At 62.2% G+C, this 19,609-nt stretch carries 15 protein-coding genes, 1 pseudogene and 1 riboswitch; of the genes and pseudogenes, 8 read left to right on the top strand and 8 right to left on the bottom strand.

Features of this window, described 5'->3' with window-relative positions; genetic code table 11:
* Positions 1 to 165 precede the first annotated feature (165 nt).
* From HMPREF2710_RS09195 to HMPREF2710_RS09175, 5 genes are all read right to left on the bottom strand, one after another.
* Entirely contained in the window at positions 166 to 2,343 is a 2,178-nt protein-coding gene (locus tag HMPREF2710_RS09195; protein WP_070600723.1) for a S9 family peptidase, read from the bottom strand.
* Between the two features lie 228 nt (positions 2,344 to 2,571).
* The gene (rsgA, locus tag HMPREF2710_RS09190; RefSeq protein WP_070600722.1) at positions 2,572 to 3,792 is read right to left on the bottom strand and encodes a ribosome small subunit-dependent GTPase A; all 1,221 of its coding nucleotides are present in this window, start codon (positions 3,790 to 3,792) and stop codon (positions 2,572 to 2,574) included.
* A gap of 121 nt (positions 3,793 to 3,913) precedes the next feature.
* Positions 3,914 to 4,744 carry a hypothetical protein gene (locus HMPREF2710_RS09185; protein WP_049358358.1) on the bottom strand — a complete coding sequence of 277 codons (831 nt, stop codon included), beginning with the start codon at positions 4,742 to 4,744 and terminating at the stop codon, positions 3,914 to 3,916.
* 1 nt (position 4,745) lies between these two features.
* Positions 4,746 to 5,606 carry an ABC transporter permease gene (locus HMPREF2710_RS09180; protein ID WP_049358359.1) on the bottom strand — a complete coding sequence of 287 codons (861 nt, stop codon included), beginning with the start codon at positions 5,604 to 5,606 and terminating at the stop codon, positions 4,746 to 4,748.
* The gene (locus HMPREF2710_RS09175) at positions 5,603 to 6,589 is read right to left on the bottom strand and encodes an ABC transporter ATP-binding protein (protein WP_070600721.1); all 987 of its coding nucleotides are present in this window, start codon (positions 6,587 to 6,589) and stop codon (positions 5,603 to 5,605) included. The genes HMPREF2710_RS09180 and HMPREF2710_RS09175 overlap by 4 nt, the downstream gene beginning before the upstream one ends.
* A 335-nt stretch (positions 6,590 to 6,924) precedes the next feature.
* Positions 6,925 to 7,037, top strand: a riboswitch (SAM riboswitch).
* A 103-nt stretch (positions 7,038 to 7,140) separates the two neighbouring features.
* Here HMPREF2710_RS09175 and HMPREF2710_RS09170 point away from each other — a divergent pair.
* The 3 genes from HMPREF2710_RS09170 (at position 7,141) to HMPREF2710_RS09160 (ending at position 10,726) form a co-directional block, all read left to right on the top strand.
* Positions 7,141 to 8,487 (top strand): bifunctional o-acetylhomoserine/o-acetylserine sulfhydrylase, encoded by a 1,347-nt coding sequence (locus HMPREF2710_RS09170; RefSeq protein ID WP_070600720.1) that lies wholly within the window; start codon positions 7,141 to 7,143, stop codon positions 8,485 to 8,487.
* Between the two features lie 189 nt (positions 8,488 to 8,676).
* Positions 8,677 to 10,020, top strand: a complete 1,344-nt coding sequence (locus HMPREF2710_RS09165; protein ID WP_210388915.1) for a homoserine O-acetyltransferase MetX — start codon at positions 8,677 to 8,679, stop codon at positions 10,018 to 10,020.
* A gap of 355 nt (positions 10,021 to 10,375) precedes the next feature.
* Entirely contained in the window at positions 10,376 to 10,726 is a 351-nt protein-coding gene (locus tag HMPREF2710_RS09160) for a MerR family transcriptional regulator (RefSeq protein WP_070507770.1), read from the top strand.
* 137 nt (positions 10,727 to 10,863) lie between these two features.
* Here HMPREF2710_RS09160 and HMPREF2710_RS09590 read toward each other — a convergent pair whose 3' ends face one another.
* Positions 10,864 to 11,325 (bottom strand): TipAS antibiotic-recognition domain-containing protein, encoded by a 462-nt coding sequence (locus tag HMPREF2710_RS09590; protein WP_246823716.1) that lies wholly within the window; start codon positions 11,323 to 11,325, stop codon positions 10,864 to 10,866.
* Positions 11,326 to 11,397: 72 nt separating this feature from the next.
* Positions 11,398 to 11,679, bottom strand: a pseudogene (locus tag HMPREF2710_RS09585) (MerR family transcriptional regulator); the annotation flags it as partial.
* 94 nt (positions 11,680 to 11,773) lie between these two features.
* On the opposite strand from HMPREF2710_RS09585, the gene HMPREF2710_RS09150 reads away from it, so the two are divergent.
* Positions 11,774 to 12,526 (top strand): alpha/beta hydrolase, encoded by a 753-nt coding sequence (locus tag HMPREF2710_RS09150; RefSeq protein ID WP_070600718.1) that lies wholly within the window; start codon positions 11,774 to 11,776, stop codon positions 12,524 to 12,526.
* Between the two features lie 442 nt (positions 12,527 to 12,968).
* Here HMPREF2710_RS09150 and HMPREF2710_RS09145 read toward each other — a convergent pair whose 3' ends face one another.
* Complete coding sequence (locus HMPREF2710_RS09145; RefSeq protein ID WP_005508828.1) at positions 12,969 to 13,184, bottom strand: RNA-binding S4 domain-containing protein; 216 nt, start codon at positions 13,182 to 13,184, stop codon at positions 12,969 to 12,971.
* Positions 13,185 to 13,416: 232 nt separating this feature from the next.
* Here HMPREF2710_RS09145 and HMPREF2710_RS09140 point away from each other — a divergent pair, with 232 nt between their 5' ends.
* The 4 genes from HMPREF2710_RS09140 (at position 13,417) to dnaG (ending at position 19,527) form a co-directional block, all read left to right on the top strand.
* The gene (locus tag HMPREF2710_RS09140) at positions 13,417 to 14,796 is read left to right on the top strand and encodes a glycine--tRNA ligase (protein WP_049341669.1); all 1,380 of its coding nucleotides are present in this window, start codon (positions 13,417 to 13,419) and stop codon (positions 14,794 to 14,796) included.
* A 128-nt stretch (positions 14,797 to 14,924) separates the two neighbouring features.
* Positions 14,925 to 15,902, top strand: coding sequence for a GNAT family N-acetyltransferase (locus HMPREF2710_RS09135; RefSeq protein ID WP_070600717.1), 978 nt, complete (start codon positions 14,925 to 14,927; stop codon positions 15,900 to 15,902).
* 208 nt (positions 15,903 to 16,110) lie between these two features.
* Positions 16,111 to 17,277: a tRNA dihydrouridine synthase DusB gene (gene dusB, locus HMPREF2710_RS09130; RefSeq protein ID WP_049355088.1), complete on the top strand. Its 1,167-nt coding sequence runs from the start codon at positions 16,111 to 16,113 to the stop codon at positions 17,275 to 17,277.
* 141 nt (positions 17,278 to 17,418) lie between these two features.
* Positions 17,419 to 19,527: a DNA primase gene (dnaG, locus tag HMPREF2710_RS09125; RefSeq protein ID WP_070600716.1), complete on the top strand. Its 2,109-nt coding sequence runs from the start codon at positions 17,419 to 17,421 to the stop codon at positions 19,525 to 19,527.
* Positions 19,528 to 19,609 lie beyond the last annotated feature (82 nt).

Below are 19,609 nucleotides of genomic sequence, written 5' to 3'. Positions count from 1 at the left end.
GGGTGGGTTCCCCTGTAGGAGCGTAGGAAGGTGCGCACCGGCCGCATCCTTAGGTAAGGGGAGAGGAACGAGGACGAACACCGGCCCTCATACTCAGAACGAAAACGAAGAACGCTCCGTCCGTATCACTTAGATACAGACGGAGCGTTCTATTTAAGAGACCAGCTATTCAGTAACGCCGAGGTTGCTCATGAGGAACGCGTAATCCCACGCCATCTCGCGCCAACGCGTATACCGGCCGGAACCACCACCGTGACCGCCCGACATGTCAATCTTCAGCAGCGGCACCGGCGACGATGGGTCAATCTGCTCGCGCAGCGCCGCAATCCACTTGGCGGGTTCCACGTAGAGCACGCGGGTGTCGTGCAGGCTCGTCACAGCAGCAATCGCCGGGTAACGGACCGGGCGGATGTTCTCGTACGGGGTGTACGACTTCATGTAGGCGTACACTTCCGGGTCCTCAATCGGGTTGCCCCACTCTTCCCACTCCATCGCCGACAGCGGCAGCTCCGGGTCGAGGATGGTGGTCAGCGCATCCACGAACGGTACGGCAGCCAGGCAGGCGGCGTACTTTTCGGGGGCGAGGTTCAGCACGGCGCCCATGAGCAGGCCGCCGGCGCTACCGCCGTAGCAGCCGATACGCGCCTCATCAGCCCACGGCTTAGCCGCAATGTAGCTGGTGACGTCCACGAAGTCGGTGAAGGTGTTCTTCTTCGCGAGCTTCTTGCCGTTCTGGTACCAGGAGCGGCCCATCTCGCCGCCGCCACGAATATGCGCAATGACGTAGATGACGCCGCGGTCCAGGATCGACAGCATCGGGATGGAGAACATCGGGTCCATGGACGACTCGTACGAGCCGTAACCGTACTGGATGACCGGGTGCGGCTTGCTCATGTCCAGGTCGGCGCGGTGAATCACCGAGATCGGGATGAGCGTACCGTCCGCCGCAGGTGCCCAGTCGCGGTAGGCGCGGTAGTCCTCGCGGTTGTAGCCGCCCAGCACCGGGGTTTCACGGCGCAGCAGCAGTGTCTGCGACATGGGGAAGTAGTCGTAGACGCGGCGCGGAGTCAGGTACGAGGTGTAGGCGATGCGCAGCACGGGGGAGTAGTTCTCGGCGCGCAGCACGGAGGCGGTGTACAGTTCCTCGTCGAAGCCGGCAGGTTCCATGAAGGTCACGCCGGCCGGGCGGCGGCGGCGCCACTGGATGGGTAGCTGCTCACGCGGTGCGAGAAAGATGCGGGTGGTCGTGTCCGCGCGGGCGGTAACAACCAGGTGCGTTGCGGTGAAGGTGAAGCCTTCCAGGCGCACGTGTTCGCTGTGACGGATGACCGGCACCCAACGCTGCGCGTACTCTTCGAGGCTTTCGCCCTCGCGCGGCATGTCGGCAAGCACCAGCTCGGAGTTCAGCGCATTGTAGTCGTGCTGAATCAGCAGGTGCTGCTCACCGGCAATGTTGAGCGGCTCGGCGTAGTATTCGATGCCCGCGCTCTTGGGGATGAGCAGGGTCGGCTCGCCCTTGGGCTCGCGGGTGGGGATGAGGCGCACCTCCGTGTACTCGGAGTTGGAGCTAGTGATGACTACGGAGGAACGGTCGGAGCTCATGGCGGCGCCGAGCCACATGGTGTTGTCCGGTTCCTCGTAGATCAGGTGGTCTTCGGTGCCCTGCCCGACGTCGTGCACGTAGACACGCCAGGGGCGCCACGACTCGTCGGGTACGAGGTAGATGAGCTGCTCGGCGTGGTTGATGAAGAAGGAGCCCGCCGCAATGTTGGGGATGGTGTCCTCGAGGAAGGAGCCGGTTTCCATGTTGAGGAAGCGCTGCTCGTAGCGTTCGTCGCCCTTTTCGTCCACGGAGATGCTCAGCAGTTTGCCGTTACGTGCGGGCTGGAAGCTGCCGAGGGAGAAGAACTCCATGTCCTTGGCGTATTCGTTGCAGTCGAGGATGACGACTTCACCCTCTAGTACTTCGCCGGGGGTGATGGTCGGCGGGGTGTAGCGCACCACCTCGTCGCCTTCGTGCAGGGCGGGGTAGCGGTAGAAGACGGGGTACTGGCCGCCGGGCACCATGCGGCTGTAGTACCACCAGTCACCGATACGGTTCGGGACGGTCAGATCTGACAGCAGGGTGCGGTCCTTGATTTCGTTGAAGATGGATTCGCGGAGGGGCTGCTGGTCTGCGGTGACAGCTTCGGTGTATTCGGCTTCTGCCTTGAGGTAGTTGAGGACCTCTTCGCTTTCCTTGTCGCGGAGCCATTCGTAGGGGTCGATGAAGACGTCGCCGTGGTGTTCGCGGCGGTGCTCGACCTTCTTCGGTACGGGCGGGGTGAGGTTCTGTTCAGCCATGCTGCCACCTCTTTCATTGAGTTATGGGTTTGTGAATGGTGTGTGCCGTCTGCGCCCGCGTTCCTGCGCCGCCGGGTGGCGGGGAGGATGCGCGGGGGAGTGTGGGCACGCCTAGTTCTAGTGTATCGAAGAGTGAGGCAGGCTACTATATTGCGGCATGTGCGGGGCTGCCCGGCTCAGCCTGTGGAAGCCCCGCGGTAGCCTCGCCGGGGCGTGCGCGTTTATCGGCTAGTTGGCGCGTCCCTTAATGGACATGAGCGTGCGGCGGCCCGCCTTGTTCGCCTTCGTGAAGGCGCGGTTACTCTGCCGGTACTCGCGCTCCTGAGAACGCAGGCGCAGGCGCGCGGATTCCGCCATCATCCTGCGGTAGCGTTCGAAGCGCTCGGGGTCGAGGGAACCGTCGGCGAGCGCCTGCTGCACCGCGCATCCGGGTTCGGAGCCGTGGGAGCAGTCGCTGTACCGGCAGGCGGCGGCGTAGCTGGAGACGTCGTCGAAGGTTTCGTCAATGGCGGCGCTATCGCTCGTTGCGGCTAGGGCTCGTACGCCCGGAGTGTCGATCAGCACCGTGCCAGATGATGATTTTGCGTTGGTCGAGTCTCCTTCGCTTGAGCCTTCCGCACCGGGTAAAACAAGCATCTGGCGGCTGGTGGTGGTGTGGCGCCCCTTGCCGTCAGCATCGCGGACCGTGGAGGTGACCTGCACCTGATATTCTTGGCTATCCTCGCGGGGGTCAACTCCGGGGTTGAGCAGAGCGTTGACGAGGGTAGATTTGCCTGCGCCGCTACGGCCCAGGAATGCGGCGGTGCGTCCGGCGACAAGCTCCGCGACCGGGGCAGGGTCGTAGCCGTTGTCCGTGCAGACGGCGAGTACCGCATCCACACCACCTGCGAGGGAGTCCCTGTAGTTGGTGAGCTGTTCAGCCGTTACTAGGTCACCCTTGGTGAGAATCAGTGCGACCTGCACCCCGGAAGCGTGCGCCAGGGCGGTGTAGCGTTCAATTCGCCCAATGGACGGCTCGGGGAAGCAGGGCTCAACGATGCAGAGCATATCCACGTTGGCGGCGACAGGCTGATCCGCGGATTCTCGGGTGGCGCTGGGGCGGGTGAGGTAGCTTCGCCGGGGCAGTATCGCGAGGAATTTATGCTCCGCCGGATGGGCTGCACCGCCAGTTCCGGGGATGGGTTGGGTGAGTACCCAGTCGCCGACGACGGGGTACTCTTCTTCGCCGTAGTCGTTCTCAACCGGACGCAGCGGAGCGGAAAGCTTAATGAGCTCACCCCGCTCGCAGGTCAGTAGCTCGCAGCGGGTGCGGTGCACGGCGCTGACACGGGCGAGGGTAAAGTTTTCGAGGGTACCGCCGAGGGTGAACGCGGCGCGGATTGCTGAACCCTGCCAGGAGGGGTCGAACCCTAGGGTCTCTAAGGTGTATGAAGCGGGAGCAATGGTCACAGGAATAGTCTTTCTGGATTGCGGTGCCCGGCTGGGTACGGCGCCCGGTCGGTTTTCATGCCCGGATAGCGCGCCGGGGGAGAGGGTGTTTAAAAGGTTCGTTCTTTTTGGGTTTCACACCCTATAGCAGCGAGGCGCGGGCGCCTGCACGGATGCGGCGGGCGGCAAGGAAGGTCAGCCCCAACCCCACCGCGGCGTAGAGTACCGCCAGTGCCGCGTCTGCCCCCAGGGACGCGAAGAGCTCCGGGGTGGTGCCGTTCGCAATACCGCTAGAGGCGTCTAAAACCTGCACCAGCCGGGACCCGGGAACCCACGAACATAGCCACGTAAGCCACGCGGGGTAGGTGCTCACCGGAACGATCACACCCGCGCTGACCGGCAGAATAATCGACAGAAAATTGGATCCCGTGTACGGATCGGACAGGTACAGGCCCAGCCCGGCGGCAAAAATGCCCAGGCAGACCCCGCCCAGAACCGCAACCGGCATCAGCGCAATGGCTCCAATCAGAAGCCCCGAAGCCGCCCCGGTAGAGGGTGCCGTGAGGGACAGTAACCACACGATGCCCACATTGCTCAGACCCGTCACGGAGGCTAGCAGCGCGGGTACCGCCGCCGCGCCCAGCCAGTAGCCCGCATCCACGGGGCGCGCCGTGCACACGTACTCGAAGACGCCAATCCACCGGTCTGTGGCGACGCGCGCAACAATGCCGGCGGCCACCGAGCTGAGGGTGGCAATCAGGGCGGTTGCACAGCCGATGCGCACCGTATCGTTCGCGGCAAGATCAGCACCCAGAAGCACCGTGAAAAGCACGTTAAGACCGGGTACGAGAACCAGGGTCGTGACAGCCGTTCCGAGGGTTGCGAAGGTAATCGACGACGACCAGCCAATAGAGGCGGTCGACAGTGCCCGACGCGCCACGCTAGGCAGAGCAGCAGAAGAGAGAACACGCACGCTACATCGCCCCCAGGGTGCCGCGACGGCGGGCGGAGGCGAGAGCCTTCCGAGCAAAGAGGAACGCGCACAACGCCCAGATGAAGCTCACGACCAGGGTCTGAATTACGGGCAGGAGCGCATCCGTCGGGTTAGTGATGGCGGTACGCCCAAGTAGGAGGTGAACCGGCGCCTGCAGGGGAATGAGCACGCCCGCGGCATCCAGCCAGGCGGGCGCTTCAATGGTCGTGAAGAGAACCCCGGAAAGAATAAAAACCGGCACGAGCAATAGCTCCTCGTAGGCGATAGCGTTCGGCGTTGCCACGAAGAACACCGCAATCATGAACGTGACCGACAGGCAGGCAAGCCACAGCAGGGGAACGCCCAGAACGTAGCGCGGCCAGAGCGCAGAAAAGTCGGTGACCTGCGGGTTAAGCGTCACAAGAGCCCAAAACGCCCACGACAGAGGTAGAGCCGCCAAACCCACAATGGAGGCGCTCGAAACGATAGCCGCCAGCACCCGCACCGGAGAAATCGACCCCGAACACAGGTACACGAGGGTCCCGCGGAAACGCTCAAAATTGATGATGCCCGCAGACACGATGCAGACCGACCACATGCCCACAATGCCCGCGCGGGTCCACGCGAGGGTCGGGTCAACGGAGTGACCCGCGGAGCTCTGCGCCGCCGCATGCACGGCGAGCGCCTGAAGGATGACCGAGCCGAGTACCGTACTGATGAGCAGCTGAATGAAGTAGGGGACCGTCAGGAACTGGCGCAGGCTAAAGCCCATGAGTCGCAGTTGGCGGGCGCACTCCTGCCACAGGTCGTACCGTCGACCCTGCCGCTGGAACTCTTCCGAGCGTTGCGTCTGAGCGTTCATCGCTTGAGCCCCTCCGCCATTGCCAGGTATGCCTCTTCCAAGGTTGCCGGGCGTGTGTACGGTTCGGTTCGTGCCCCAATGCGTGCGGTGGCAAGTCCATCCGCCAGGATGCGGTGAGCCTCGCCCGCCTCGAACGTGGCGCGCTCGCCGTGCCAGTAGAGGGTCAGTTCCCAGCCGGAACCACGCGGGGCAAAAAGTACCGCCGCCTTATCGTGGAGGAATCCGCGTAGTGTATCAAGACCCTCGGTGGCGGTGGGATCCACCTGAACCACAGTCGTGGCGGCAATACCGGCGTGTGCGGCAACGTCCTCGAGACTGCCGCTCACCGCAACGGAACCGGCGCCCAAAACGGTGATGGTGTGCGCTAGGTCCTCAATTTCGCCGAGCAGGTGGCTCGTCAGCAGAACGGCGGCGCCGTCCTCCGCGAGGGAGCGGATGAGGGTTCGCACGGTCAGGGCGATATCGGGGTCGAGCCCGTTGGTCGGCTCGTCCAGCAGGAGCAGGGCGGGGGAGCCGAGCAGCGCGCGAGCGATGTGCAGGCGCTGCTTCATGCCGCGAGAAAACTCCTGAAAGGGTCGCGCCGCCGCATCGGTGAGTTCCACGCGGGCTAGGGCGTGGTCCACCTCGCGCCGCCGGCTCCGCCCGGAAACCCCCGCAACATCGGCGAAGAAGAGCAGGTTATCGCGGGCACTGGCGCGCGGGTAGAAGCCGCTATCCCCGCCCAACGCGAGACCCACGTGACGGCGCGCCCGCTGCGGGTGGGCGATGGCGTCGATGCCGTTCACGGTGAGGGTGCCGCTGGTGGGGGTGAGCAGGGTTGAGCACATCTGCACGGTGGTTGTTTTGCCCGCGCCGTTGGGGCCGAGGAGGGCGTGGATCTCGCCGGAGCTGATGCGAAGGGACACGCGGTCGACGGCGGTGAAGGCGCGTTCGCCTGTGCCAAAGACGCGGCTAAGCTGTGCCGCATCGAGAACGAGAGACATGATGGACAAACCTTTGAAGTCGGTTTTCCGGCTTCTGCGCCGGAAGGGTACGCGAGGGGGACGTGTGCGAAGCCCCGCACGAGTGTATGCGTAGTCCCAGTGTACCGAAACCCCAGGTAAAAGTGATGGGGGTTACTATATGGGTGGGGGGGGGTACCTCCGCATCTCGATTGCCTCGCCCTCGGATTGCCCATGCATCGTCACTAACGTTTTGTTGCAGGCGGTTTTTTGTTACGGGCGTTAAAAAACGTCATCTTTGCAATGAAATGTCTTAAAGTGCCGTTCACCCACAAAACCCTTGACCCCACCCAACGCCCTATGACACCCTGAATACAGGTCAAGAGCGCCAGCGATAAGCCCCAGCTAGCTGGCCGGCAACCCTCCTCCGCGGTGGGGTGCCCTGGGTGAAGACCAGGCGGCACGCAAAAGCGTGACGCAAGCGCGGGACCGATGTGACCGATAACGGTACATCAATCGTGACAGGATTATTCGACGACGATTCCTGTACCGTCGGCATGCGGCCCCCTAAGAATCCCCATTAGGAGCCACGCATGAGCAACAACACTACCGTCCCGACTCCCGCCAACCCCGCCGGTTGGAAGTTCGAAACCCGCCAGATTCACGCAGGTCAGGCGCCGGATGCCGCAACGGGAGCTCGGGCACTACCCATCTACCAGACCACCTCTTATGTCTTTGACAGCGCCGAGCAGGCAGCGAACCGTTTCGCTCTCGCCGAGCTGGGACCCATTTACACCCGCATGAACAACCCCACCCAGGAAGTAATCGAAAACCGCATCGCTTCCCTGGAAGGCGGCGTTGGCGCGCTACTGCTGGCATCCGGTCAGGCAGCTATCACCTACGCAATCCTGAACATTGCCGGCGCAGGCGACCATGTGGTTGCATCGCCCTCCATATACGGCGGCACCTACAACCTGCTCAAGTACACCCTCGCCGACCTCGGCATCGAAACCACCTTCGTTGAGAACCCGGACGACCTGGACGCATGGCGCGCCGCGGTTCGTCCCAACACCAAGCTGTTCTACGGAGAATCCGTGCCTAACCCCCGCAACGACGTGCTCGACATCGAGCCCATCGCCAAGATTGCGCACGAAAACGGCGTGCCCCTGATCCTGGACAACACCGTACCCACCCCCTACCTGCTGCGCCCCATCGAGCACGGCGCGGACGTGGTGGTTCACTCCGCAACCAAGTACCTGGGTGGCCACGGAACCTCCATCGGCGGCGTGATTGTTGACTCCGGTAACTTCGACTACGGTGCAGACCCCGAGAAGTTCCCCAAGTTCAACCAGCCCGCCCCCGGCTACCACGGCCTTGTCTACGCACGCGACCTGGGCAAGGACTCCGCATTCGGTGCGAACCTCTCCTACATCCTGAAGGCGCGCGTCTCCCTGCTGCGCGACACCGGCGCCGCCATCTCCCCGACCAACGCCTTCAACATCGGCATCGGCCTGGAGACCCTCTCCCTGCGCATCGAACGCCACATTGAGAACGCCACCAAGGTCGCCCACTGGCTCGAAGCAAACCCGCAGGTCGACAAGGTCATCTGGGCTGGCGTGGAATCCTCCCCCTGGTACGAGCGCGCACAGAAGTATCTGCCCAAGGGTCCCGGCGCGGTGCTCGGCTTCACCCTCAAGGACGCAACCCTGGAGCAGACCCGCGACTTCGTAGATGCCCTGAAGCTGCACTCCAACGTGGCGAACATCGGTGACGTGCGCTCGCTCGTAATTCACCCCGCCTCCACCACCCACTCCCAGCTTGCCGCTGAGGAGCTGGAGAAGATCGGCGTGTACCCGAACTTTGTGCGCCTGGCAGTTGGCATTGAGAACATTGATGATATTCTCGCCGACCTGCAGCTGGGCTTTGACACCCTCTCCTAAACGGTGATGTAACCCGCAGGTGGACCGGCAAGCTACGGCTTTTCGGTCCACCTGCGGATTCCCCGTTAGGGAGCGTTTTGTCACTGCGCGGCGCTGATGCCGCCCCACCCGTTGCTTCTTCTACCCGTAGACGAGTACCCCGCTCACACCCGGCACTACCTTGCCGGCCAACCCAGTGAAGGGAACCCCATGACCACCCAGAGCACTAGCCAGTCCGGCACCACGCTGTCCAGTTCCAAGCAATCCGGCACTATCAACCAGCCTGTTACCGCGCCCATCCCCGTGGCGGGCACCCAGCGCGAGCACCCCGAAGCGCAAGGCCACCTGCGTCAGCTGAACATCGGCGACTTGGAGCTCGAATCCGGCGTAACCCTGCCGCAGGTCACCATCGGCTACGAAACCTGGGGTACGCTCAATGAGGCTGGCGATAATGCCATCCTGATTTTGCATGCGCTCACTGGCGATACGCATGTCTCCCGCGGCGTCCCCACCCCCGACATGCCCGCCCCGCTGATTCGCGCTATCGAGTCGGACGGCTGGTGGGAAGGCATCGTGGGCCCCGGCTCGGTCGTAGACACCAACCGCTACTTCGTGATTGCCCCCAATATTCTGGGCGGTTGCTACGGCTCCACCGGACCGGCAAGCATTATTCCCGAAGGCTACCCGGGTGCCGGTGAGCACTGGGGTTCCCGCTTCCCACAGGTAACCATCCGCGACTCCGTACGTGCGGAGGCGCGTCTGGCGCGTGCACTGGGCGTGACGAGTTTCCGCTACGTGATTGGTGGTTCCCTCGGTGGCGCTCGCGCCCTCGAGTGGGCGGCAACCAACCCCGAGCTGGTGCGCGGATGCGCGGTCATCGCCTCCGGTCCTTCGGCTACGGCGGAACAGATTTCGTGGGCACACACCCAGAATATTGCGATTCGTTCGGACGCGAACTTTGCCGGTGGCGACTACTATGACGGTCCCGCGCCGCTGACCGGTCTTGCCCTGGCACGCCGTATTGCGCACACCACCTACCGCAGCCCCGCCGAGCTGGAGCACCGCTTCGGCCGCGAAGAGAACCGTGGCGAAAGCACCGTGGGCGGTTCGCTGGGTGAGCCGCGTGGCCGCTACGCCATCGAAAGCTACCTGGACCACCACGGCGCCAAGCTGGTTGAGCGTTTTGACGCGAACAGCTACCTGGCGGTCAACGAGGCACTGATTTCGCATGATGTGGCTCGTGGCCGCGGCACTCTGGCGCAGGCGCTGGCGCATACCGATTGCGAGTGGACGATTGCGGCGGTGAACACGGATCGCTTGTTCTTCCCGCACGAGTCGCACCGTCTGGCGGAGGCGCTGCCCACCCCGGTCGCCGTGGATATTATCGAGTCGAACCACGGCCATGACGGCTTCCTGATTGAGGCGAAGCAGGTGGAGAAGATTCTGGCGCGCGCCCTGGGTGTTGAAGATGAATCTGCTACCCCGAGCGAGGCGCAGCGTGAGCGTGAGGCGCTGGACTCGATGACTCGTCTGTACGGCGCTGTTACTCGCTAACTCAACCGGCACCCGAAGGCGTTTCACGCATCCTGTTGAATGTTGTTTTATCCAAACAGTGGGTGTGGGATTGTGAGGGAATGGCTGGGTATTCTCAACTGTCCTTCCGCCCACCGTGAATTAACCTTCACCCTTAGGGTTATGTAATAGAATGCCGGGCGTTCGTATGATGCGAGCGTCCGGCATTTTTTCTATCTTTTTGAAGTGTGTTGTGCCAAGTCAGGGAATATTTTCCGGTTTTTCTGGCACTTTTTGAAAGCTCCGCGAGATACCGCGGAAGTAGCCTCCTGTTGCACTGGAAGGTAAAGGTTCTCGGTTTGCTTTAGACCCGCTCTAACCCCATAGCATTAAAGCTGTGGTAAGTATTCAAGAGGTAGCGGAGCAGTTGGGGGTGAGCACCCACGCCCTGCGCTATTACGAAAAAGAAGGGCTCATTGCTGTGCCCCGTGATGCTCACGGAACTCGCGTTTTTGACGAGGAGTCCATCTCCTCGGCACGGTTTATTGCTACCTGCCGTCAGGCCGGAATGAGTCTTGCCGATATTCGCACGATTTTGAGCAATCCGGACGACCACGCTCTATCTATTGATGTGATGGAGCGTGCCCGTCAGAAGATTGAGGATGAGATTGTGGGGTTGCAGCAGAACCTTGAGCACCTGGATCGCCGTATTCAGGAGCACCGCCGTCACCTCGATGGCACCCGCTAGATAGCCGTCTAATTTTCATGCAGGTATGCACGCCGACGCCCGGTATTCCCAACGTTGGGAATACCGGGCGTTTTTCTGTGCTCAGCTTTCACACTCAGCTACTCACCCCTAGCTACTGGGTATTTTCAGCCAAAGATTTAACCCCAGGCGGCTTCATCAGGGTCGACACCGTGTGCACGAGCATTCTCGTAGATGACATCCCGCAACCATTCTGCAAGCCCGGTCGCGAGCTTCTCGTAGTGAGCCTTGAAGCGGGCATCCTCAACGTAGCCGCGGGCTAGAATAGCGTGCTTGGCGGGGGTGACCTCAAAAAAGAACAGAGAGGCGCGGTGCCGCTCGGCGAGCGCGTTCGCCTCCTCGCTGCCCGGCTGCACGCCGCGGTTGAATGCCTCGACGAGGGCCTGCTCTACCTCGTCAACCTGCTGTTTGCCGTTCTGCCAGTCGGCACGGTTCATCGTTGCAGTTCGGCGCTGGTATTCAGCCCAGTCGTCAGTTTTCACGTAACGTTCCTGCGCTTCCTGCTGGTGGGCGAGGCTGAACCCCTCACCCATAATCTCTGCTTTTTCGGCAGCGCTGAGCTGCTCATTCTTAGGTGCCATGGTGTCCTCCAAAAGGTGTTCGATGGTTTCAAGCATGCGCCCGTACGCGGCGATTTTGCGTTGAAGCATATCCCGCTGAGCGAGCAGATGCTCGGTGCTGTTCGCTTCGTCCTGCAGTATTTTGTGAATAGCGTCAAGACTCATGCCGGTGGCGCGGTATCCCATGATGACGGTGATTCGTTCAAGGTCTGTATCGGTGTAGTACCGGTACCCGTTGAACTCATCATGTGCCGGGTTGAGTAAGCCCCGCTGCTCCCAATGGTGAAGCGTGCGCACTGTTAGCCCGTGCAATGATGCCGCTTCTCCTACGGTGTATTCGTGTTGCCCGTCAGGCGGTGTTCTGTTCGCGTCCATGGTTTCACTCTAAAACCTCACGTTAGGTGAGGGTCAAGCTAGCGGCGGAACCTGCGGTGCAGGTTTGTGGAGGAGTCCTCGCTAAGATGGGTGCATGAGCGAAAACAAATACGTCGTCGAATACACCCGCCCCGAGAACGAACGTGTAGGCACCCACCTGGTGCTCATGCTGCACGGCTACGGCTCCCAGGAGCACGACCTGCTGTCCCTGGCGGCGCACCTTCCGCAGGAGGGTTTCACCTACGCCTCCATGCGTGCACCGCAGCCGGTTGGCAGCCAGTTCTCCGCGGACTCGACCGGCGCCTACATCGCTGCGGACGCTATCGGCTACCAGTGGTACCCGCTGAACCAGCAGCTCGAATCCGATCAGCGCGCCATCGAGCAGGCGAGCGACTACGTGCTGGAGTGGGTACGCGCGAACCGCGAACCGTACGCTTCGGTGACCCTGCTGGGCTTCTCGCAGGGCATGGGTATCGCAACCTCGATGGTGCGTCACGCTCCCGGCGAGTTCGCCGCCGTGGTGGGTCTGTCCGGCTACGCGGTGGACTCAGATTCGCTGTACTTCAAGGATGAGGAGCTGAAGAAGACCGAACTGCCGGTGTTCTTCGGCCGCGACCAGGAAGACCCCGTCATCCCGCAGGAGATGGTGAACTACACCTACGACTGGATCCGCAAGTACACCGACGGCATTAAGGTGCTGTACGCCGGTGCGGGTCACGGCGTGAGCGCCATGGAGATTCGTCACGTGGGCGAGTTCCTGGAGGTGAAGGTGCAGGGTAAGGAGCCGCGTATTCGTGCGCAGAAGGTTGCGGAGGCGACCGGCACCGCGGAAGGCTCTGACGCCTAAAACGGCTATAGGAAAAAGCCCTCGGGTCTGATGACTCGGGGGCTTTGCTGTAGTTCTGCTTCCGCGTGGGATGCACGGTTCCGCTTGGAAAGGCGGTTATCGTCCTCGTTCCTACAGGGGCACCCGCCCTCGCTTCGCTTCGGGCACCCTGATGTCACGTTCGGACGATACCGCCTTTCTGCGCTGGAGTTAGCAGGCCTGTCCGTAGAGCTGTGCGGGCGCGGCCGCGTTTTCCGGATGCGCCCTCAGGGTGTCAGCCCGGACGCTCTCCGATGCGAAGCGAGGAGGGGCGGAGCGTCCGGGTGACGGGTGCCCCTGCGTAGGCGCGGAGGAAATATGCGGCGCGCCCCGCCTCCGGTAGGGGGTAGGGAAAGGAACGAGGACGAGCACTGCCTCCTAGCCTTGCCACAAAGGCCTATCTCAAACGGAATAAGAGGTCGGGTTAGTCCTCGTGCGCGACCTTCACGGTCACGCCGTTGAACGTCACGGTGTCGCCGGGGTGCAGCTGCTTGCCGCGTGCTTCTTCAATGTCGCCGTTGACCTTTACCAGGCCGTGCTGAATGACCTCGCGTGCCTGCGCGCCGTCCTCTACGAGGTTGGCGAGTTTGAGGAACTGGCCGAGGCGGATCATGTCGTCGCGAATAAAAATTTCTTCCATGCTTCCTAGTTTATCCCGCCGGGTGCATTCTGGTGTTCGGCAAAAATGGGGGAGTGGTGGGTTGGGTAGGCATACCCAGGGGTGGGGTGGTGATGGTACCCTAGTGTCTTGCATCAAAAAGTGTGCATATTGCGCCGATGAGCGCGAATATGGGCGCCCCGTTCTGGGCGGCGTCCCTTATGAACCCGAACTCACGCACGTCACAGCCGGTGGCGGGGCAGAAGGAGTAACTATGGCTGAAAAGTCCACCCTCGATAACGTTATTGCGCTCGCGAAGCGCCGCGGCTTTGTTTTCCAGGCCGGTGAAATTTACGGCGGTTCCCGCTCCGCATGGGACTACGGCCCCCTCGGTGCAGAGCTGAAGGAAAACATCCGTCAGCAGTGGTGGCAGCGTTTCGTTCGCTCTCGTGCGGACATGGTTGGCCTGGATTCCTCCGTTATTCTGCCTCGTGCGGTGTGGGAGGCGTCCGGTCACGTGGCGACCTTCACCGACCCGCTGGTTGAGTGCCTGTCCTGCCACAAGCGTCTGCGTCAGGATCACCTGCTGGAGAACTTTGAGGCGAAGAAGGGCCGCCCGGCTGAGGGCATGGATGAAATTGCTTGCCCGAACTGTGGTACTCGTGGCGAGTGGACTGAGCCGCAGAACTTCTCCGGTCTGATGAAGACCTACCTGGGCCCGGTCGACAACGAGGAGGGTCTGCACTTCCTGCGCCCGGAGACCGCTCAGGGTATTTTCGTGAACTTTAACAATGTGGTGACTGCTTCTCGTAAGCGCCCGCCGTTCGGTATTGGCCAGATCGGTAAGTCGTTCCGTAACGAGATCACTCCCGGTAACTTCATTTTCCGTACTCGTGAGTTCGAGCAGATGGAAATCGAGTACTTCGTGCACCCGGATGACGCTGATAAGTACTTCAACGAGTGGGTTGAGGACTGCTGGAACTGGTTCGTTGACCTGGGCATTAACCCGGATAACATGCGCCGCTTCGACGTCCCCAAGGAGGAGCGTGCACACTACTCGGCTGGCACTATTGACGTTGAGTACCGCTTCGGCTTCCAGGGTTCCGAGTGGGGCGAGCTGATGGGCGTTGCGAACCGTACCGACTACGACCTGGGCGTGCACAACGAGCACTCCAACGCGAAGCTTGAGTACTTCGACCAGGCTACCGGCGAGCGTTACGTGCCGTACGTGATTGAGCCGTCCTTCGGTCTGACCCGCTCCATGATGGCGTTCCTTGTTGACGCATACGTTGAGGATGAGGCACCGAACACTAAGGGTGGCGTGGATAAGCGCGTCGTGCTGAAGCTTGACCCGCGTCTGGCACCGGTGAAGGCCGCTGTTCTGCCGCTGTCGAAGAAGGCTGAACTGTCTGAGCCGGCAACTAAGCTGGCGAATGAGCTGCGTGGCCTGTGGAACGTGGACTACGACGAGGCGGGCGCTATTGGCCGCCGTTACCGCCGCCAGGATGAGATCGGTACCCCGTTCTGCATCACCGTGGACTTTGACACTCTTGAGGACCAGGCTGTGACCATCCGCGAGCGTGACACCATGAACCAGGAGCGTGTGGCTCTGGATCAGGTGAAGTCTTACCTGGCTGCACGCCTGGCAGGCTAAAAATAATTTATAACATGGTCGGCGGGTAGCCTCTTAGAGCGAAAGAGGCTACCCGCCGTCGTGTATTTGGGCTACCCTGGTTAGACTGATTGGCACGTTTGACGCGAGCGAAGGAAAGGTGCACGGATATGGCTGAACGCCTCAGCGAAAAATTTGAGATTCGTCCTTGGCAGGAGGGTGATGACCTTGCCCTGCTTGAGATTTGGAACTCTGCCCGCAATGAGGTTGAGGAGCGCCAGCGTGGCCTTTTCGGCCCGGATACGGATGCGCCGTTTAGCCGCACCCTGGTGGTGACTATTTCTGGTGTGCCGGTGGCTGCGGGTACTGTGGTGGCTTCGATGCTGCATCCGACGCGTCTATGGTCCTATGTGGAGGTCGCGGCTGACCACCGCCGTCAGGGTATTGGTACTGCCCTGCTGGATGCGTTGCGTGAGATTGCGGCGGCGCACGGCCAGACCACTGCTCTGCGCGTGAAGCTCGCCCCGTTTAGCGATGGTGAGGAGTTCGCACAGGCTGCCGGCATGAAGCTGGTTCAGCGTTCCCGCATGGTGCGTGTGGAGCCGGGCGCAATTCCCCCGGTGTCTCTGCGTGAGGATGCCGACGGTAACGAGACTCAGGCGATTGAGGATTTGGCGACCGGCTCGGTGGAGCTGACCGCCACCCTCTGGGAGTTCTACCGCCGCTCGCATCAGTGGGATGTTCCCGCCGAGGTGGGTCTGGGTACCGTGAACCGCTACTTCCTCTCGGATGAGGTGCGTGCCTTTGGCGCCGTGGTGCTTCGCGATCATATTCGTGAGGCTGCCGCAGAGGGTAAGAAGGGCCCGATTGTGGCGTTTGCGGTGAGCTACCATCCCTTTGAGACTGACCCGGAGGCGGCGCTGGTGGATGAGAAGACCGCCACGGAACTGCTGCTGGGCTACGACTTCGATAATGAGGGCGCCGTGGAGGCGATTATGCAGGTGTTGTCCCTGCTGAGCGCTAAGTACCCGGTGCTGGTTGAGGTTGATGATGCCATGGAGGCGCTGGTTCAGGTGACTGACGTGCTGTTGCGTGCCGGTACCGCCTCGGTGGAGGGCGACCCGACCTATATTTACGTGACCGAGTAGGTTACTAGGTAGATTCTCGGTACCGAGCCTGCTGGCTGACTCTTGCTGAAGGGGCGGGGGAGTGGAATGCTCCTCCGCCCCTCTCGCGTACCTGCGCCTCCTCACGGTTGCTGAGCCTGCGCCGTGCCGCTGTGCCACTACACTGTGCTCCTGTACCCCCTCAGCTGAGTCCGGTTCTCGATTTGCCCCCGTATGCCACAATATAGGGGTGAATTCTGAAGCACCCCGTCTTACCCTTCCGCCCCTGAAACTGGGCAATCTGACCGTTGATACTCCCGTAGTTCTCGCCCCGATGGCTGGCGTGACCAATAAGGCTTTCCGCCGCCTCTGCAGTGAATATGGCGGCGGCCTGTACGTTACCGAAATGGTGACTGCGCGCGCCCTGGTGGAGCGTAAGCCCGAGTCCATGCGCATTATTGAGCATGACCCGGACGAGAAGATCCGATCCATCCAGATTTACGGTGTGGACGCGGTCAACGTCGGTAAGGCTGTGCGCATGGTCGTTGAAGAGGACCGTGCCGACCACATTGACTTGAACTTTGGCTGCCCGGCTCCTAAGGTGACTCGCCGCGGTGGCGGTGCCGCCCTGCCCTGGAAGACTGACCTGTTCACTGCGATTGTGCAGACCGCGGTGAAGGAGGCATCCCGCAACGATATTCCGCTGACTATTAAGATGCGTAAGGGCATCGACGATGACCACATTACGTTCTTGGAGTCCGCCAAAATTGCGCGTGATGCCGGTGTCGCGGCGATTGCTCTGCACGGTCGTACTGCAGCTCAGCATTATTCGGGTAAGGCTGACTGGGATTCTATTGCGCAGCTGCGTGAGCTGATTCCGGATGTGCCGATCCTGGGTAATGGCGATATTTTCTCCGCCGAGGATGCGGTACGCATGGTTGAGCAGACCGGCGTGGACGGCGTCGTGATTGGTCGCGGCTGCCAGGGTCGCCCGTGGCTGTTTGGTGACCTGCAGAATGCGTTTGAGGGTTCGTCGGAGCGTATCCGCCCGACCCTGACTGAGGTATCGGACATGATTTACCGCCACGCAGAACTGCTGGTGGAAACCTTCGGCGATGAGACTCGAGGCCTGCGCGAAATCCGCAAGCACGTGGCGTGGTACTTCAAGGGCTACCCGGTTGGCGGTGAGCTGCGCGCAAAGATGGCTCAGGTGCCCGACCTGGCGACGTTCCGTGAGCTGATTGCTCAACTGGACCACTCGATTGGTTACCCCGGCGCCGCCGTGGAGGGTTCGCGCGGTCGCGCCGGCAGCCCCAAGCAGCCGCACCTGCCCGACGGCTGGCTGGATTCGCGCATCCTCGGCGATGCTGAGCGTCTGGGTCTGGCGGAGGCTGAGCTGGATATTTCCGGCGGCTAACCCCCCCCGTACTTGTGTGCCGCGGCGTGCTGTTTGCGCGTCGCGGCGCATCCTTTTTTTCGAGCCTGTTCGCGCCGCTCTTTGGCGCCCCCGTAACGCCCACAGGCGCTACCTGTTGACCCCCACCGTAGAATTGAGTTTATGGCTGGATTAATCCGCAAAGAAGACATTGACGAAGTCCGCGCCCGTACCGATATCCGCGAAATCATTGAAGGCTACGTGAGCCTCAAAAGCGCCGGTATAGGCACCTTCAAGGGGCTGTGCCCGTTCCACGACGAGCGCACGCCCTCCTTCAATGTGCGCCCGCAGGTCGGCTCGTACCACTGCTTCGGTTGCGGTGAATCCGGTGACGTGTACTCCTTCGTCATGGCGATGGAGCACACCAGCTTTGTTGAGACGGTGGAGCGTCTAGCCGCCCGTATTGGTTACACTCTGCACTATGAGGGCGGTAAGCCCGGCGACCGCTACGAGGCGGGTATGCGCCGCCGCCTGCTCGACGCGCACAAGATTGCCGCCGAGTTCTTTGAACGTAACCTCTACAGCGCTGATGCTCAGGAGGCGCAGCGCTTCCTCGGCGCCCGCGGTTTCGACCCCGCCGCAACCCGCAAGTTCGGTGTCGGATACGCCCCGCGCGGCTGGGACCACCTGCTCAAGCACCTTCGCTCCCAGGGTTTCACGGACGAGGAGCTGAAGGCGACCGGCATGTTCTCGGAGGGCAACCGCGGCCTGTACGACCGCTTCCGCGGCCGCATCATCTGGCCAATCCGCACTATCGCCGGTGAAACCATCGGTTTCGGTGCCCGCCGTCTCTTCGACGACGATCAGGGCCCCAAATACCTGAACACCCCCGAGACGCAGCTGTACAAGAAATCCCAGGTGCTTTACGGCATTGACCTGGCAAAACGCGATATGACCAAGACCAAGCAGGTCGTCATCGTGGAAGGCTACACGGACGTCATGGCGGCACACCTCGCCGGCATCACCACCGCCGTTGCCACCTGCGGCACCGCGTTCGGTCCCGGCCACATCAAGATGGTGCGCCGCATGATTACCGATGACGGTTCCGGCGGCGAAATCATCTTCACCTTCGACGGTGATGCCGCAGGCCAGAAAGCCGCCATGGCCGCCTTCCAGGAGGACCAGCGCTTCGTCGCGCAGACCTTCGTGGCGGTTGCCGAGAACGGCATGGACCCCTGCGACCTGCGCCTACACAAGGGCGACGCCGCCGTGCGCTCCCTGATTGCTTCGCGCCGCCCGCTGTTCGAGTTCGCGATTGATTCGACCCTCGCCAAGTACGATTTGGCGACCCTTGAAGGCCGCGTGCTGGCGATGCGCGCTATCGCCCCGATTATTGCCGGCATTAAGGACCGCGACCTGCGCCCCGCATACATGCGTAAGGTGTCCGGCCAGCTTGGGCTGGAGCTCGACGAGATTCAGCGTGCCGTGGCGTACGCGCAGAATCACCCGAAGCTTTCTCGCTCCCAGCAGGCGGAGGCTCCCGCAGCCGCACCGCGTTACGAGCGTCTGAACGAGGGGCCGCAGGGAGTGCCGGGCACGCCGGGATACGCGGGCGCTCAGGGTTACGCGGGCGCTCAGGGGGCAGTTCATGCTGACGCGCCCTATGACCCCGCCTACGACGCACCGCCCCCGGATGACCACGCCGCACCCAGCGCCTACGCCGGGCAGAACGCTGCCGCGCACCCGCCGAGCAGCATTCAGCCCGCCGCACCCCAGCCGGAGGCGACCGCCCCCGCCGTCGAGGAATTCCTCACCCCCGACCCGCGCGACCCGGTTGCCCGCCTCGAAAAGGCGGCGCTCGAGATTGCCCTGCAGCACCCCGAGCTCATCAGCGTGGAACAGTGGCGTAACCTCGCCACCGTGCAGTTCCGCTACCGCACCCACCGCGAGGTGGCCGCCGGCATTATTCACGCGGCAACCGTCATGGCGCCTACCCCCGGCATCGAATGGATCAACTGCGTGCGCTCCGGCGCTGTGGAGGGGGTACACCCCGCCATCGCGGAGCTCGCCGTCTCACCGCTACCGGTCAGCAGCGCTGAGCGTCTGCCCGGTTTTGTGACTGGCGCACTCAATGCCCTGTTTGAACAGCAGATCGCCCGCCAAAAATCCGACCTGATGATGCGCCTAGAGCAGCTCAGCGCAAACCCCGACGACGAAGAGTTCGAAGCGGTACAGCGTCAGCTCCTCGAACTGGAAATGCGCCGCCGCCAGCTCAGCGCGCAGCGCGGCTAAACACGGTTCCTTGTGAGAGCCCCGGCTGTCTGCTCAACGTTTTACGTTCCGCAGACAGCCGGGGGGGGGGGGGGGGGGGGGG

It is taken from the genome of Rothia sp. HMSC069D01 (genome assembly GCF_001810135.1).
Classification (GTDB): Bacteria; Actinomycetota; Actinomycetes; order Actinomycetales; family Micrococcaceae; genus Rothia.
The sequence above is the reverse complement of the archived record's forward strand: the minus strand, read 5'-3'. Positions and strand labels throughout refer to the sequence as shown.

Excerpts from the sequence above, each read along its gene's own strand:
- HMPREF2710_RS09165 (WP_210388915.1), top strand. The coding sequence starts at position 8,677 with ATGACCACCCAGAGCACTAGCCAGTCCGGCACCACGCTGTCCAGTTCC.
- HMPREF2710_RS09145 (WP_005508828.1), bottom strand. The coding sequence starts at position 13,184 with ATGGAAGAAATTTTTATTCGCGACGACATGATCCGCCTCGGCCAGTTC.
- HMPREF2710_RS09135 (WP_070600717.1), top strand. The coding sequence starts at position 14,925 with ATGGCTGAACGCCTCAGCGAAAAATTTGAGATTCGTCCTTGGCAGGAG.
- HMPREF2710_RS09180 (WP_049358359.1), bottom strand. The coding sequence starts at position 5,606 with ATGAACGCTCAGACGCAACGCTCGGAAGAGTTCCAGCGGCAGGGTCGA.
- HMPREF2710_RS09195 (WP_070600723.1), bottom strand. The coding sequence starts at position 2,343 with ATGGCTGAACAGAACCTCACCCCGCCCGTACCGAAGAAGGTCGAGCAC.
- HMPREF2710_RS09170 (WP_070600720.1), top strand. The coding sequence starts at position 7,141 with ATGAGCAACAACACTACCGTCCCGACTCCCGCCAACCCCGCCGGTTGG.
- dnaG (WP_070600716.1), top strand. The coding sequence starts at position 17,419 with ATGGCTGGATTAATCCGCAAAGAAGACATTGACGAAGTCCGCGCCCGT.
- HMPREF2710_RS09140 (WP_049341669.1), top strand. The coding sequence starts at position 13,417 with ATGGCTGAAAAGTCCACCCTCGATAACGTTATTGCGCTCGCGAAGCGC.
- HMPREF2710_RS09175 (WP_070600721.1), bottom strand. The coding sequence starts at position 6,589 with ATGTCTCTCGTTCTCGATGCGGCACAGCTTAGCCGCGTCTTTGGCACA.
- HMPREF2710_RS09150 (WP_070600718.1), top strand. The coding sequence starts at position 11,774 with ATGAGCGAAAACAAATACGTCGTCGAATACACCCGCCCCGAGAACGAA.
- HMPREF2710_RS09590 (WP_246823716.1), bottom strand. The coding sequence starts at position 11,325 with ATGGCACCTAAGAATGAGCAGCTCAGCGCTGCCGAAAAAGCAGAGATT.